11 protein-coding genes are annotated in these 12,481 nt (G+C 60.9%); 1 reads left to right on the plus strand and 10 read right to left on the minus strand.

Features of this window, described 5'->3' with window-relative positions; genetic code table 11:
- Positions 1-138: 138 nt before the first annotated feature.
- Positions 139-540, minus strand: coding sequence for a nuclear transport factor 2 family protein (locus tag MF6394_RS04355; RefSeq protein WP_078466230.1), 402 nt, complete (start codon positions 538-540; stop codon positions 139-141).
- A complete protein-coding gene (locus tag MF6394_RS04360; RefSeq protein ID WP_078466231.1) occupies positions 533-1,720 on the minus strand; it encodes an MFS transporter in 1,188 nt (395 codons plus the stop codon). The genes MF6394_RS04355 and MF6394_RS04360 overlap by 8 nt, the downstream gene beginning before the upstream one ends.
- Before the next feature lie 111 nt (positions 1,721-1,831).
- Between MF6394_RS04360 and MF6394_RS04365 the strand changes: the two genes are divergently transcribed.
- Positions 1,832-2,689 (plus strand): LysR family transcriptional regulator, encoded by an 858-nt coding sequence (locus MF6394_RS04365; RefSeq protein ID WP_078466232.1) that lies wholly within the window; start codon positions 1,832-1,834, stop codon positions 2,687-2,689.
- Here the strand turns inward: MF6394_RS04365 and MF6394_RS04370 are convergent.
- From MF6394_RS04370 to MF6394_RS04405, 8 genes are all read right to left on the minus strand, one after another.
- On the minus strand, positions 2,686-3,498 hold the full coding sequence (locus MF6394_RS04370) for an SDR family oxidoreductase (protein WP_044270489.1): 813 nt from the start codon (positions 3,496-3,498) through the stop codon (positions 2,686-2,688). The two genes, MF6394_RS04365 and MF6394_RS04370, sit on opposite strands and share 4 nt — an antisense overlap.
- Positions 3,499-3,512: 14 nt before the next feature.
- Positions 3,513-3,977, minus strand: a complete 465-nt coding sequence (locus MF6394_RS04375; protein ID WP_078466233.1) for a multidrug transporter — start codon at positions 3,975-3,977, stop codon at positions 3,513-3,515.
- A gap of 711 nt (positions 3,978-4,688) precedes the next feature.
- A complete protein-coding gene (locus MF6394_RS04380; RefSeq protein ID WP_032893494.1) occupies positions 4,689-6,140 on the minus strand; it encodes a mannose-1-phosphate guanylyltransferase/mannose-6-phosphate isomerase in 1,452 nt (483 codons plus the stop codon).
- A gap of 152 nt (positions 6,141-6,292) precedes the next feature.
- Positions 6,293-6,949, minus strand: coding sequence for an alginate O-acetyltransferase AlgF (locus MF6394_RS04385; RefSeq protein ID WP_034134560.1), 657 nt, complete (start codon positions 6,947-6,949; stop codon positions 6,293-6,295).
- Between the two features lie 16 nt (positions 6,950-6,965).
- Positions 6,966-8,138: an alginate O-acetyltransferase gene (locus tag MF6394_RS04390; RefSeq protein WP_069557873.1), complete on the minus strand. Its 1,173-nt coding sequence runs from the start codon at positions 8,136-8,138 to the stop codon at positions 6,966-6,968.
- A gap of 11 nt (positions 8,139-8,149) precedes the next feature.
- Complete coding sequence (locus MF6394_RS04395) at positions 8,150-9,682, minus strand: MBOAT family O-acyltransferase (protein WP_047712628.1); 1,533 nt, start codon at positions 9,680-9,682, stop codon at positions 8,150-8,152.
- A 226-nt stretch (positions 9,683-9,908) separates the two neighbouring features.
- Complete coding sequence (locus tag MF6394_RS04400) at positions 9,909-11,018, minus strand: mannuronate-specific alginate lyase (RefSeq protein WP_014717003.1); 1,110 nt, start codon at positions 11,016-11,018, stop codon at positions 9,909-9,911.
- Between the two features lie 8 nt (positions 11,019-11,026).
- Entirely contained in the window at positions 11,027-12,475 is a 1,449-nt protein-coding gene (locus tag MF6394_RS04405) for an alginate O-acetyltransferase (protein WP_044272117.1), read from the minus strand.
- Positions 12,476-12,481: the final 6 nt, after the last annotated feature.

Raw genomic sequence — 12,481 nt, forward strand, 5'->3', positions numbered from 1 at the left:
AAATCCCTGTCGAATTCCGGCCAGCGTGGTTTGACGGGGCGCTTAAGATCAAGATCAAAAGCAGATCAAGAGCGACTCGCTTCGCATCGTGGTTACCGTTGCCCATCGCAGGCAAGCCAGCTCCCACATTTGAACGCGTCAGGCTTTGATAAAGGTCTCGTGCAAGTGCCGCCACAACAGCGCGCCACTGGCCTGTTTCTCAAACACCACCGTGGCGCGGCGGTCGGTCTGGGTGCCACTGTCATCCACCTGATGCTCGCGATACGTCACCGTGGCCCCCCGTGCATGACGATCAATCCCGGTCATTTCACTCAAGGTGATTTTCAACCCCGGGCGCATCCCGCCCAGGCGCGTAAACAACGCATTGACCCCGGCCCTGTTGACCCGCGTTCCGGTGGCGGGCGCGATCATGCTGAACTCGGGTGAGAAGCGCGCCAGCAGATTTTCCAGCGTGCCCTGAGGCGCAACCCCGGCACACCATTGCTCGATCTCGACGTGGGTCTGGATCACTTCTTCAAAAAAATCGCTGTAGTCAATCATGCTTGGGCTCGCTGCAAGGGTGAAGCAGCGTGCGTACTCTGGAAGCATCCAGGCGCAACACTGCGAAAAGCGGCAACAGGGTCAGAGCTGGCGCCATCGTGAAGGTTATGGCGAAGGAATCCAAGGCCGACAGGATTGCACTGAGCACGGCGGCGCCGACGCAGAAGCTTACTTGACGGTTCATGTTCCACAACGCCCTGGCGTGGCCCATGCGCTCGGCCGCAATATCCAGAAAGGCCAGGGTTTGCGCGGTGCTGCTGCACAGGCTGCCGCCCAGGCCCATCAACACATAGGCGGCAATGATCAGGGCCGGCTCGTTGAGCAACAGGATGCCACCACATTGCAGCGCCATGCCCGCCAGTAGCAAGGGTTTGGGACCGCAGCGATTGAAGAGTTTCTTGCTCAGGTAGATTGCCACTGCCGAGGCCAGTGCCCAGGGCAGCATCAGCGCGCCGGTTTGGGTGGCGTCATAGCCCAGGCTGCGCACATAAAGGATGGCGATCAGGCTGGTGCCGATAAACACGCCGGGTATGCACAGGTAGACCAGCATCGCCACGCGCAGCATCGGACTGGCAACCTGTTTGAAAATACTGCTCAGGTCCAAAGGCGGGCGCACGCGGGTGGGCGCGTCGGGTTTTATCCACAGCAAGGCCAGCAGCAGGGTGATCAGGGCCAGGGGCAGGTTGGCGTAGAAAATCCAGCGCCAGGACACACTGTCGACAATCACCCCACCCAACGCTGGCGATAACGCCGGCACCAGCAACGCCACCGACATCACCCGCGCCGTCAGCTGGCTGCGCTCGGCGGCGGGAAAGTGCCGGTACGCCATGGCCTGGCCCACGGGAATCAGCAAGCCGCCGCCGAGCCCTTGCACCGCGCGCCAGCCTATCCACGCCTCGATGGAACCGGCCTGGCCCACCATCACCGAGGCGCCGGCGAACAGCAGCAGGCTGGTGGCGATCAGCGTGCGTTCGCCCATGATCGCTGCCAGCCAGACACTCAAGGGAATGATCAGGGTCAGCCCGAGCATGTAAGCGTTGCTGATCCACGCCAGTTGCGTGACCGAGGCGTGCAGCTCGCGGGCAATGTCCGGGTAGGCGACGGTGGCGACAAACATGTTCACCAGGTCCAGGGCAAAACCGAATAAAAAGATCCAGGCGACTTTCGAGCGGTAGGTCATGAACGCGTTCCTGCGAGTGAAGCCGGCAGGGTAGGCCGCACGCAGGGTTTGGGATACGTCGGTTTGCCTGCTAGTTTGTCAAAAATATTTTGACAAAGGAGGGCGTCCGCCATGGTCAGCCTGGACCGATTTGACACCTTCAAGGCCGTGGTCGAAGCCGGCTCGCTCACTGCTGCCGCGGATCTGCTCGGCCAGACCAGCGCCGTGGTCAGCTTCAACCTCAAGCGCCTGGAAGCGGAACTCGGCGTCACCCTGCTGACCCGCAACACCCGCCAACTGGCGCTCACCGACGCCGGCGAACGCTTCTACCTGCGCTGCACGCGCATGCTTGAAGAGGCGCGCCTGGCGGTAGAAGAAGCCCGCAGTGAGCATGCCCAACTCAAAGGCACCCTGCGCATCACTACCACCGTCGAATATGCCCTGGCTGTGGTCGGCCCTGCGGTGGAAGCCTTTCGGCGCCTGCATCCGGACCTGAACATCCACTTATCCACATCCTCCACCCACGCGGATCTGATCTCCGAGCGTTTTGACGTGGCGATACGGCTGGGGCGCTTGATGGATTCCAACCACCGCGCCGTGCAGTTGTCGACGTTCGAGGTGTTTGCCGTCGCCGCGCCGCAGTTTGCCGGGGTTCAGTCCCTGTGCGACTTGGAGCAGGTGCCCAGGCTGGGCCATGGCCGCTTGAGCGAATTGAGCGTGACCGACCCGGCAGGTCTTGAACACTCTTATCGAGCCGGCCCGTCAGCCTTGGTGGCCGACAGCGCGTCGGTCCTCCAGGCGTTTGCCGTGCGCGGCCACGGTGTGGCGGTTTTACCGCAATGGCTGGTGCAGGAAGATCTGGATGCGGGACGCTTGGTACGCGTGCTGGCGGACCATCGCTTTGCCCCGCAAGGGGTTTACGCGATGTACCCGGACACGCGGCATTTGCCGCTGAAGGTGCGGGCGTTTATTGATTTCATGAAGCCTTAGAGTGTACCGCCCAAGCCAAAGCGCTTCCTCAACACCTTCTCCAACAACCCCTTGGGCAACAGCGCCGCCATCCACGGCAACGCCCGGCTGCCGTTGCCCGAGCGCAGCAGGCGCGGTGGTTGTCCTTGCTGCACCGCCTTGAGCACGTCTGCGGCAAATTCACTGGCTGGAGTGGGTTTATCCTGGGACGCTTGGCTGCGTGCACGAATGCCCTCGCGCAATGGCCACCATGGCGACTGTTCGTGGATCAGCAATTCGGCCTGGGCGCCGGCATTCTTTGCAAAGCGGGTATTGATCGCACCCGGCTGGACTTCCATCACGCGCACGCCAAACGGTGCCAGCTCCATGCGCAGGGCATCGCTCAACGCATGCACAGCGGCTTTGGACGCGCAGTAGGCGCCGGCGAACGGCGTCACCAATACGCCGGAAACGCTGCCGATATTCACCACCAGGCCCTTGCTGCGACGCAGGGCGGGGAACAGCGCCTGGGTTACGCCGACGATGGAAAACACATTGGTCTCGAATTGGCGCTGCATCGCCTCGGTGCCGCCGTCGAGCAATGGGCCCATGGCGCCGTAGCCAGCGTTGTTGATCAGTACATCCAGCTCGCTCCATTGCTCCGACAAGCGTTGCAGGGCGGTGCTGTCGTTGACGTCCAGTTGTAGGGCATTAAAGCCTGCGGCAGTAAGCGCGGCGACGTCATCGGGTTTGCGGGCGCTGGCCCATACCTCGAAGCCTGCGGCTTTGAAGGCTTCGGCGAGGGCACGGCCGATGCCGCTGGAGCAACCGGTGATCAGTACGTTGGGCATGGGTCCATCCTTTGTCAGTCCGAGAAACTGCCTTGCAGGTGCTCGGCGCGAAATTCCAGGGTTTGTGGGCGATAGCCAGGGCGCAGCGGCGGGGTGGGCAGGCAATCCTCCCAGGTAGCACCCGCCTGCAACTCGCCGGGGCCGCGATAGCGCGGAGCGGCGTAGACATTGTCGGCCAGGTTGACCGTATCGCCCGGCGCATAGGCGGCCACGCGCCAGCGCAGTTCGGTGAGCGGTACGTCGTTGCCGTTGTTGAGGGTCAGTTTGAGCGGTCGGTCGGCGGGGCAGTCTTGCGGCGCGTAGGTGATGCGCAGCTCAAGGCGCGCCAGTTGCGACGTTTCGCGGTTGTCCAGCCATACCACCCACACTGCGACAAACCCCAGGCCGACGGCAGCGGCCAACGATACCGGCAGCGCCTTGGCGGGGTAGCGCAGCAGCAGGACCAGCCAGGTGATGATCAGGAGAACGCCGAAGAACATGGAGACCACCTCGAATAGGGAACCAGCATCCTAACTTAAGCTTAGGTGGGATTGGTTACCTTGAGCATTGTGTTGGCCGGGCGGACGCCATCGCAGGCAAGCCAGCTCCCACATTCGACCGCATTCTAAAGTGGGGGCGCGGTCAACTGTGGGAGCTGGCTTGCCTGCGATGAGCATAGGTATCTACACAATTTTGTAGGTTGTAGCAGCCAACGGTAACCACGATGCGAAGCGAGCCGCTCTTGATCTTGATCTGCTTGTGATCTTGATCTCAAGCGCCCCGTTAAACCACGCTGGCGAATTACGGGCACACCGAGCCTAAGCGAGGTGCCGAGTGGTGGGGCAAGAGCGTTTTGCTTACTTTTGCGCTTTTCAAAAGTGAGCCGCCGTCAGGGCGGAACCCAAAGTGGCCGTTACCGCAGGAATGGATATACACACAATCCAACGGTGTTGACTGCCAGGCCGCCTTCGCGAGCAAGCCCGCTCCCACAGTTTGATCGCGGGGCGTCAGGTAGATAAGCATCGGCTGTCCGGTCGCCACGGGAGCAAGCTCCCTCGCCACAGGTTCGGCGCACTACCCGAAGTTGTGTAGATACCTATGCTGCGATGACGCCTGTACAGGCACCACAAACCCCAAAGAAAAAGCCCCCACCCAACCCACTGCGGATAGGGGACGCAATGGGCTGGGCGAGGGCTTCTTGTACGACTGTTTTACTGCGCGATAGTTTTCACCGATACGCCACGTTCAACCGGTGTCGAGCGCCCGTAGATATCTTCGAAGCGCTCGATATCGTCTTCACCCAGGTAGCTGCCCGATTGCACCTCGATGATCTCCAACGGGATCTTGCCCGGGTTGCGCAGGCGGTGCACCGAGGCGATGGGGATGTAGGTGGACTGGTTTTCGCAGAGCAGGAACACGTTCTCGTCACAGGTGACTTCGGCGGTGCCGCTGACCACGATCCAGTGTTCGGCGCGGTGGTGGTGCATCTGCAGCGACAGGCACGCGCCCGGCTTGACCGAGATGTGCTTGACCTGGAAGCGCCCGCCCATGTCCACCGAGTCGTAGGAACCCCACGGGCGATAGACTTCGCAGTGGTTCTGGGTTTCGCTGCGGCCTTGCTCGTTGAGGGTGTTGACCATCTGCTTGACGCCCTGGACCTTGTCCTTGTGGGCAATCATCATCGCGTCCTTGGTTTCCACCACCACGATGTTATCCAGGCCGATCACCGACACCAGTTTGCCGTTGCCGTGCACCATGCAGTTGCGGCTGTCCTGGATCACCACGTCGCCTTTGCTCACGTTGCCGTTGGCGTCTTTATCGTTGACCGCCCACAGCGAAGCCCAGCAACCCACATCGCTCCAACCAGCAGCCAATGGCACCACGCAGGCGCGTTGGGTTTTTTCCATCACGGCGTAGTCGATGGAATTGTCCGGGCAGCAGGCGAAGGTGGCGTCGTCGAAGGTCACGGTGTCGGCGGTCTGCTCGCTGCGCTCCAGGGTCAGCACGCAGGTGTCGTAGATGTCCGGATCATGCTTTTTCAGCTCTTCGAGGAAGCGGCTGGCGCGGAACAGGAACATGCCGCTGTTCCAGAAGTAGCCGCCGCTTTTGACGAACTCGACCGCACGTTTTTCATCGGGCTTTTCCACGAACTGTTGCACGCGGCTCACGCCTTCAGGCAGCAGCGAATCGTTGGTGGACTTGATGTAGCCGTAGCCGGTTTCCGGGCGGGTGGCTGGCACGCCGAACAGCACCATCTCGCCACGCTCGGCGGCCACGGTAGCCAGGGCCAGTGCGCGTTGCAGGGCTTTCTGGTCGTCGATCACGTGGTCGGCGGGCAGTACCAGCATCAAATCGTCACGGCCTTCGTTGACCAGCATCATCGCGGTCAGGGCCACGGCCGGCGCAGTGTTGCGGCCGAACGGTTCCATCAGGATGCGCTGGCAGTCGAGCTTGCGTGCGCTCAGTTGCTCGTTGACGATGAAACGGTGGTCTTTGTTGCAGACCACGATGGGGGCGTCCATGCCTTCGAACACCAGGCGCTCCAGGGTTTGCTGGAACAAGGTGTGCTCGCCGGTCAGAGCCAGGAACTGCTTGGGGAACTGTTTGCGCGAAAGCGGCCAAAGACGTGAGCCGCTACCACCGGAAAGGATTACTGGGATCATGGGTGTTTCTCCTTGAATCAGTTTGGGTCAGAGCCTGTGGGAGGGGGCTTGCTCCCGAAAGCGGGGTGTCAGTCGGCACATCTGCAACTGAACCACTGCATTCGCGAGCAAGCCCGCTCCCACAAGGGACGAGCGTCAATTTCAAAAGCTAATCAGCGGGTCGACACTGGGCGTTTCACCCACACTGGCGACAGGCTCGAACCTGAGCCGGTGACATACAGCACCGCCGCTTCACCGCGTTCCAACGCAACCGGCTTCACATCGCCGACTTTCTTGTCACCGTCATACAACGCCAGGCTCACTTTCACCGGGTTGATCTCACGCTCGCCACGGCCCTTGGCAGCCACCGACTTGACCACATCGGTCTTGCCGTCGGCGGTTTTCAGGGTCAGGGCCTTGTCGCTGAGGTTCTGTACGCGCACCAGGGATTTCTGCTTGTTCTTGAACGGTGGCTCTTCGATCAACTGCGGCTGGCCGCTGCCGCTGTTGACCAGGGTGTAGTAGTGGTCGGCGGCCAGCTTGACCGGCAGGGTCTGGCTGCCGACCTTGGCGCTGTAGTCACCGCCGGGCATGAAGCTGAAGTCGCTGCTGGCCAGTGGCGCAACGTCGCTGAGGTTGGTGCTGCCGACGGTGGCGCTGACTTCCTGGTTGCTGGCGTTGTAGATACGCACAAAGCTGGAGCCTTTTGGCGCAGTCGGGCCGTACAGGGCGGCGTCACCGCCAGCGAAGGCCGACAGGGATACGAAGCTCAGGCCCGCAGCGATTGCCAGGGTTTTAGCGAGACGACGAGGAGTTGTAGTGAAAGTCATGTGAGTTACCTCTCTTTCAGTTTTGCGCCCGGTCGGGCGTCTCGGATTTAGATGTGTTGATTGCCATGTTCTGTTGGCGCGAACCGGCTTGTTTAAGCTGCGCAACCCAGGCCGGGTCGGCATCACCGATTTCGTTGTTAACGGGCAGATAGCGTTCAGGAAACTCCCAGATCAGCACCTGCGGCGGGCTGTTCTTGAAGTCATCACTTTTGAGGTAGCTGAGCATCGGCAGGATCGGGCCGTGGCCGTCTTCGGCGTAGCTGACCACGTCGCTGTGCAAGGCTTGCTTGAGCGCACCGACGAAGTTCCAGTTGGGGTTTGCGCTGTAGCTGGTGCCCACCAGTGCCACCGGGGTTTCGCTGTCGCTGAACAGCGCGTCATCACCTTTCTGTTCGGCCAGGTGGGTGACGCGTTTTTCCAGCGGCTCTTTAGGCGGCATCAGGTTTTCGAACAGCGGGTCCAGGGGCAGGAACAAACGCAAGTCGCCTTTATGCGGCTCGGTTTTCTCGGCCTCGGTGACAAAACGCTGCGGCTCGCCGCTCAGTGGGGTCTTGTCGGCAATCGCCTTGGCCAATTGCTTGGCGGCGACTTCGGCACCGTCTGGGGTCCAGTGGGTGTCGGTGCGCAGGAACACTTGCTTGCCACTCAGCTTGGCCTGTTGCAGCGGGCCGAGCAGGTCCGGGGCCGGAATGTTGTCCGCCGCCACTCGAGCATGGAAATCCTGGTACAGATTGGCGTGCACGCTGGCCGGTTTCACTTCCCCCAGATGCTCCGGATACAGGCGCACCTTGGCCGGCACTATCGCCATCACCAGTTGGATACCCTGGGCCTTGAGCTTCTGGCGCACGCCTTCGACCAGCGCGTAGTTGCCTTGCAGGTTCTGGTCTTCGTTGACGGCGGGGTTGAACTCCTCGTCGCTGTACAACCAGTGATCACGGCCCAGCACCACGCCAGGGCGGCCTTCATTGAACAGCTTGTAGTCCAGTGCCGCCCACAGGTTGGTGCCCAGGCGCTTGATCGGGAACTCGTCGTCGTAGTGGGTCTCGACGGCTTTGGTCCAGCGACCGTTGAGCACGGTGGCATCGGCGTTGGTGCTGAAGCCAAAGAAACTGCGCAGCGACCAGGCGCCAAGTGCCAGCAACAGCACCAGGAACAGGCTGATGTAGAGGACGCGTAATGAACGGGTCATGGTCGGCTCCCTCAGAATTGGAAGTAAAGGAACGGCGAGAAACTCTGCGCCGACAGTTTGAGAATCGACGCCACGAACAGCAGCAGTACCGCGCCGCGCATGGCGTAGCGTGGCCAGTCAGCGGTCCAGTAGGCCGGTTGCACGGCAGCGTCACGGCCCACGCTGAAACCGGGCTCGTGGATGCTGCCAGGGTTGTCGCCGGGTACGGCCTTGATCAGGCTTGGGTCGGCTGGCTTGGCCTTGTCGGCAGGGCGGTTGGTGTAGAAGTCGCGCAGGCCGAAGAACGCCAGCGTTGCGTAAGCCACTACCAGGGTTGCCACTTGCAGGCCGGTGAGGTTGGCGCGGTTGAGTTCCGACAGTGACCATTCGCCAAAGCTGAACATCGCACCGTACATACGCCCGGCAACGTGCAGGTTTTCGGCGCGGAAGATCACCCAGCCCATCACCACCAGCAGGAAGGTGAAGGCCCAGCGCAATACATTGAAACTGCGCGGCGCGGTGTTCAGGCCGATGGCTTTTTCAATCGCCAGCCACATGCCGTGCCAGGCGCCCCACACGATGTAGGTGATGTTCGCGCCGTGCCACAGGCCACCGAGCAGCATGGTCAGGAACAGGTTGCGGTAAGTGGTCAGCGTGCCTTTACGGTTGCCGCCCAGGGTGATGTACAGGTAGTCACGCAGCCAGGTGGACAGGCTGATGTGCCAGCGCCGCCAGAACTCGGTGATCGACTGGCTGATGTAGGGCTGCTTGAAGTTTTCCATGAAGCGGAAACCCATCATCAAGCCCAAGCCAATGGCCATGTCGCTGTAGCCGGAGAAGTCGAAGTACAGCTGCGCGGTGTAGGCCAGCGCGCCAAGCCAGGCATCGCCCGTGGTGGGGTTTTGCAGGGCGAAGCAATGGTCGGCCACCACCGCGAGGGTGTCGGCAATAAAGACCTTCTTGATAAAACCCTGCATGAACCGCGTGCAGCCCTCGGAGAATTTATCCAGGGTGTGGGTGCGGTTGTTGAACTGGTCGGCCAGGTCGCGAAAGCGCAGCACGGGCCCGGCGATCAGGTGCGGGAAGATCGCCACGAACGCTGCAAAGTCGATGAGGTTGCGGGTCGCCGGGGTGTCGCCACGGTACACGTCGATGATGTAGCTGATGGACTCGAAGATGTAGAACGAGATCCCGATCGGCAACAGCACGTGGGTGAGGATGAACGGCTCCAGGCCCGCCGACTTCATCATCACGTTGATGCTGTCGACGCCGAAGTTGGCGTACTTGAAGTAGCCGAGGATGCACAGGTCGACCGCCACGCCGAGCAACAGCCAGCGCTGCGCCGGCTTGGTGCGTACACCGGCGGCACCCACCTTTAGGCCGATCCAGTAGTTCCACAGCGTGACGGCCGCGAACAGCGCCAGGAAGTCCACTCGCCACCAGGCGTAGAACACGTAGCTGGCAATCAGCAGCAGCAGATTGCGATAGCGTTGCCCGCTCAAATAGTACAAGCCGAGGAAGATCGGCAAGAACAGAAACAGGAACACATTGGACGAGAAAACCATCCCGATCTCTCCATGTTTAACCAACAGTCAAGGGCCAGAGCCCCCCCAAACCCCCCCACGATTTCGGGGGAGGCTGTATTGCATTTCTACTGACGAAACCGGTTCAAACTGTGGGAGCGGGCTTGCTCGCGAAAGCGGCAGTTCAGTTACAGATGTGCCGACTGACACACCGCTTTCGCGAGCAAGCCCGCTCCCACATGGGGAACCCATTTCTTCAATTAATTTGTCAGGAACCTTTGTTGCCTTTTTCATGCGCCGGGTCGTAGACCTTGGTCAGGTCACCCCCCAGACGGAAGGTCTTGAACGGTTGCATGCCATGCTTGCGTTCGATCACATCCGGCGCGCAGGTGTAGAGGGTGCAGAAGGGCTCAAGCCAGGCAAATTTCATGTCTTCCTTGAGGTCCTTCATATCCTGCTCTTTGCCGTTCTTCTGTTCGAAGATGTCCGGGTCTTTCACCCCGGCCAGCACCTTGTCACCCAGGCGCTTGAGCGCGCTATTGTTTTCCTGGCGCAGGTCCACGCCGTTGACCAAGGCAAAACTGGCGATCATCGACAGCGGCGGCAGCGCGTAGTTGTGGTACGACAGGGCGCGTTGCTGACGCTTCAATTCGTTCGGCAAGAAGCCCTGGTCATCGACCTGGTTCACGCCGACTTTGTATTCCTTCACCGCCCAATCAAACAGGTCGCGGCGGTTGGTAGCGATGGACGTTGCCATCACCGACCAGGCGGCCCAGTAGGAGTGGTTGTTGGTTTTTTCCAGGGGCAGGTTGTCCCAGTCGCTCACCACCTGGTCGGCCAGCTTGTTGAACCAGGCTTCGATCTGCTGGGCTTCCTGCGGGTGCTTGGCCAGTGGCTGCGACTCGGAGAACTTCAGGCGCACATAGGCCGAGGCCATGCTGCCCAATGCCCATTTGCGCATCGACTTGCCGGTGTGGTTGAAGTCCTTGGACATCAACGCATCGGCCTTGGCCCATGACACCAGCCAGTTCAGGGTGCATTCGAGCTGCTGTGGGCGGCCGTCACGCATGAACTGCATCACGCGCTTGCTGGTGTCTTTTTCCAGCTTGGTGATGTCGGCGGTGCTGTCGCGAAAGGCTTTTTCCGACTGCACATTCAAGGTCGAACGGGCCTTGTCGGAGCCTTCGTATTTGCTGCGAAACTGCAACGGCCCGGTGTAGGGCGTTGGCATGCTGTCGCAATCATTCTTGAAGTCGCCGGTCTTGAATGCTTCGATCGGTGCGAAATAGCCCTGGGGCGGACGCAGTGGCGCCGCCGCATTGACGGAACCTGCGAACATGGCCAGGCCCAGCAGGCCAGGGAGCAATAACTTTTGCATAGGTAACCTCACTTCCCGAGTTGGGCGGTCTGCTGACCACCGCTTGGAAATACGTTGCGTGTGCAAATTTTCGCTTCAACCTTCTGCGCTGCAGCGCCCGCTTCGGGGCCCTGCACTTCCACGGCCAGCAAGTTCTGCGAGGCCCAGTCTTCATCGGTGCGCAGTTCAAAGGCGAAACGCCCGTCTGTATCGGATGTTTCGGGTTTCTCGATCTTGATGTCCTCGTGGCGCCCGTTCATGTACCAGAGGGTGGCTTGCAAGGTTTTCACCGACGGATCGGCGAAGCGGATATCGACCTGGTGGTTGGCGTTGCGCAGGTCTTTGTTGGCGCTGTTGACCATCAGTTCGTTTTTGCCGGGTTTGAGCGTGGCGCTGGCCGACATTTGCGCGGTCTTGCCTTCGCAGCCGTTATCCAGCAGCGCCATCATCTGGCGGTAGATGGTTTCCTGGTCGAGGCGGTACAGCGGCGAGAATTCCCAGATCAGGATCTTCGGTGGGCTCTTCTGGAATTCATCGCTGCCCAGGTACTGCAGCATCGAACCTTCCAGGCCACCGCCGGGGAAGGCGACGTTGAGGATGTCGGCGCCGATTTCTTCTTCCAGGAAGCCGGCGAAGTTGTAGTTCTTGCCACTGTGGCTGGTGCCCACCAGGGTGATCTGCGGGTTGCCCGAATCGCCGAACAGGTCGCCGTCACCGGCTTCGCCCTTGGGCTCGGTGGTGAACTGGTCCATGTACTGGATCGCGTAGCTGGTACCGCACAGTTGCCCGGCCATGTTGTGCAGGGTGCCGGTCTTGCCCATGCGGCCCGAGCGCTTGGTCTCGAACTCACGCTTGGGAATCTCGGCATATTCCGGCATCTGCTTGACCTTGGCCGCGACGATTTTCGCGGTGCGCTGGGCGCCGTATGGGGTCCAGTGCTGGTCGCCACGGAAGTAGAAATCGTGGGCTGGCAATTCATCCGGCAGTTGTTCGTTGGTCAGCGGCGACAGGTCTGGCACCACGTAGCCCATCTTGGCGAAGCGGCCGAGCATGGTCTTGTAGTTGGTCAGGGCCTTGTCGAAATCGTACTTGGCCTTTTCCTCTGGGTTGAGCTTGTTGCGGTTCACCAGGCCACGGGTTGGCTGGTACACAACGACCAGTTCCACGCCCTTGCTCTTGAACGCATCGTGCAACTGTTGCATGCGCTTGTAGCCGGCCGGGGTGGTGTCGAATTCGGTGCGCAGGTCTTCCTGGGTACGGAACAGCCAGTCGCCCTGGGCTTGCACCAGGGTGGTGAAGTTCTGCTGGTAGCGCGTGGTGTAGTTCTTCGCGTCATGGGCGGCCGGGCACAGGCTGCAGCAGGGTTCGGCGGTGAAGGTCGGGGCTTTGACCTCATCGGCGCGTACGCCCTGGCTGGCCGCCAGCAGGCCGAGGGTCAGACCCGAGAGGCTCAGCAGTTTGATCATGTGTGGGTGCATAAGGGT

Source organism: Pseudomonas sp. MF6394, from assembly GCF_002018845.1.
GTDB classification, from domain to species: Bacteria; Pseudomonadota; Gammaproteobacteria; order Pseudomonadales; family Pseudomonadaceae; genus Aquipseudomonas; species Aquipseudomonas lactis.

Coding starts and splice junctions, on each gene's coding strand:
- MF6394_RS04365 (WP_078466232.1), top strand. CDS start 1,832: ATGGTCAGCCTGGACCGATTTGACACCTTCAAGGCCGTGGTCGAAGCC.
- MF6394_RS04405 (WP_044272117.1), bottom strand. CDS start 12,475: ATGCACCCACACATGATCAAACTGCTGAGCCTCTCGGGTCTGACCCTC.
- MF6394_RS04355 (WP_078466230.1), bottom strand. CDS start 540: ATGATTGACTACAGCGATTTTTTTGAAGAAGTGATCCAGACCCACGTC.
- MF6394_RS04385 (WP_034134560.1), bottom strand. CDS start 6,949: ATGACTTTCACTACAACTCCTCGTCGTCTCGCTAAAACCCTGGCAATC.
- MF6394_RS04370 (WP_044270489.1), bottom strand. CDS start 3,498: ATGCCCAACGTACTGATCACCGGTTGCTCCAGCGGCATCGGCCGTGCC.
- MF6394_RS04395 (WP_047712628.1), bottom strand. CDS start 9,682: ATGGTTTTCTCGTCCAATGTGTTCCTGTTTCTGTTCTTGCCGATCTTC.
- MF6394_RS04400 (WP_014717003.1), bottom strand. CDS start 11,018: ATGCAAAAGTTATTGCTCCCTGGCCTGCTGGGCCTGGCCATGTTCGCA.
- MF6394_RS04360 (WP_078466231.1), bottom strand. CDS start 1,720: ATGACCTACCGCTCGAAAGTCGCCTGGATCTTTTTATTCGGTTTTGCC.
- MF6394_RS04380 (WP_032893494.1), bottom strand. CDS start 6,140: ATGATCCCAGTAATCCTTTCCGGTGGTAGCGGCTCACGTCTTTGGCCG.
- MF6394_RS04390 (WP_069557873.1), bottom strand. CDS start 8,138: ATGACCCGTTCATTACGCGTCCTCTACATCAGCCTGTTCCTGGTGCTG.
- MF6394_RS04375 (WP_078466233.1), bottom strand. CDS start 3,977: ATGTTCTTCGGCGTTCTCCTGATCATCACCTGGCTGGTCCTGCTGCTG.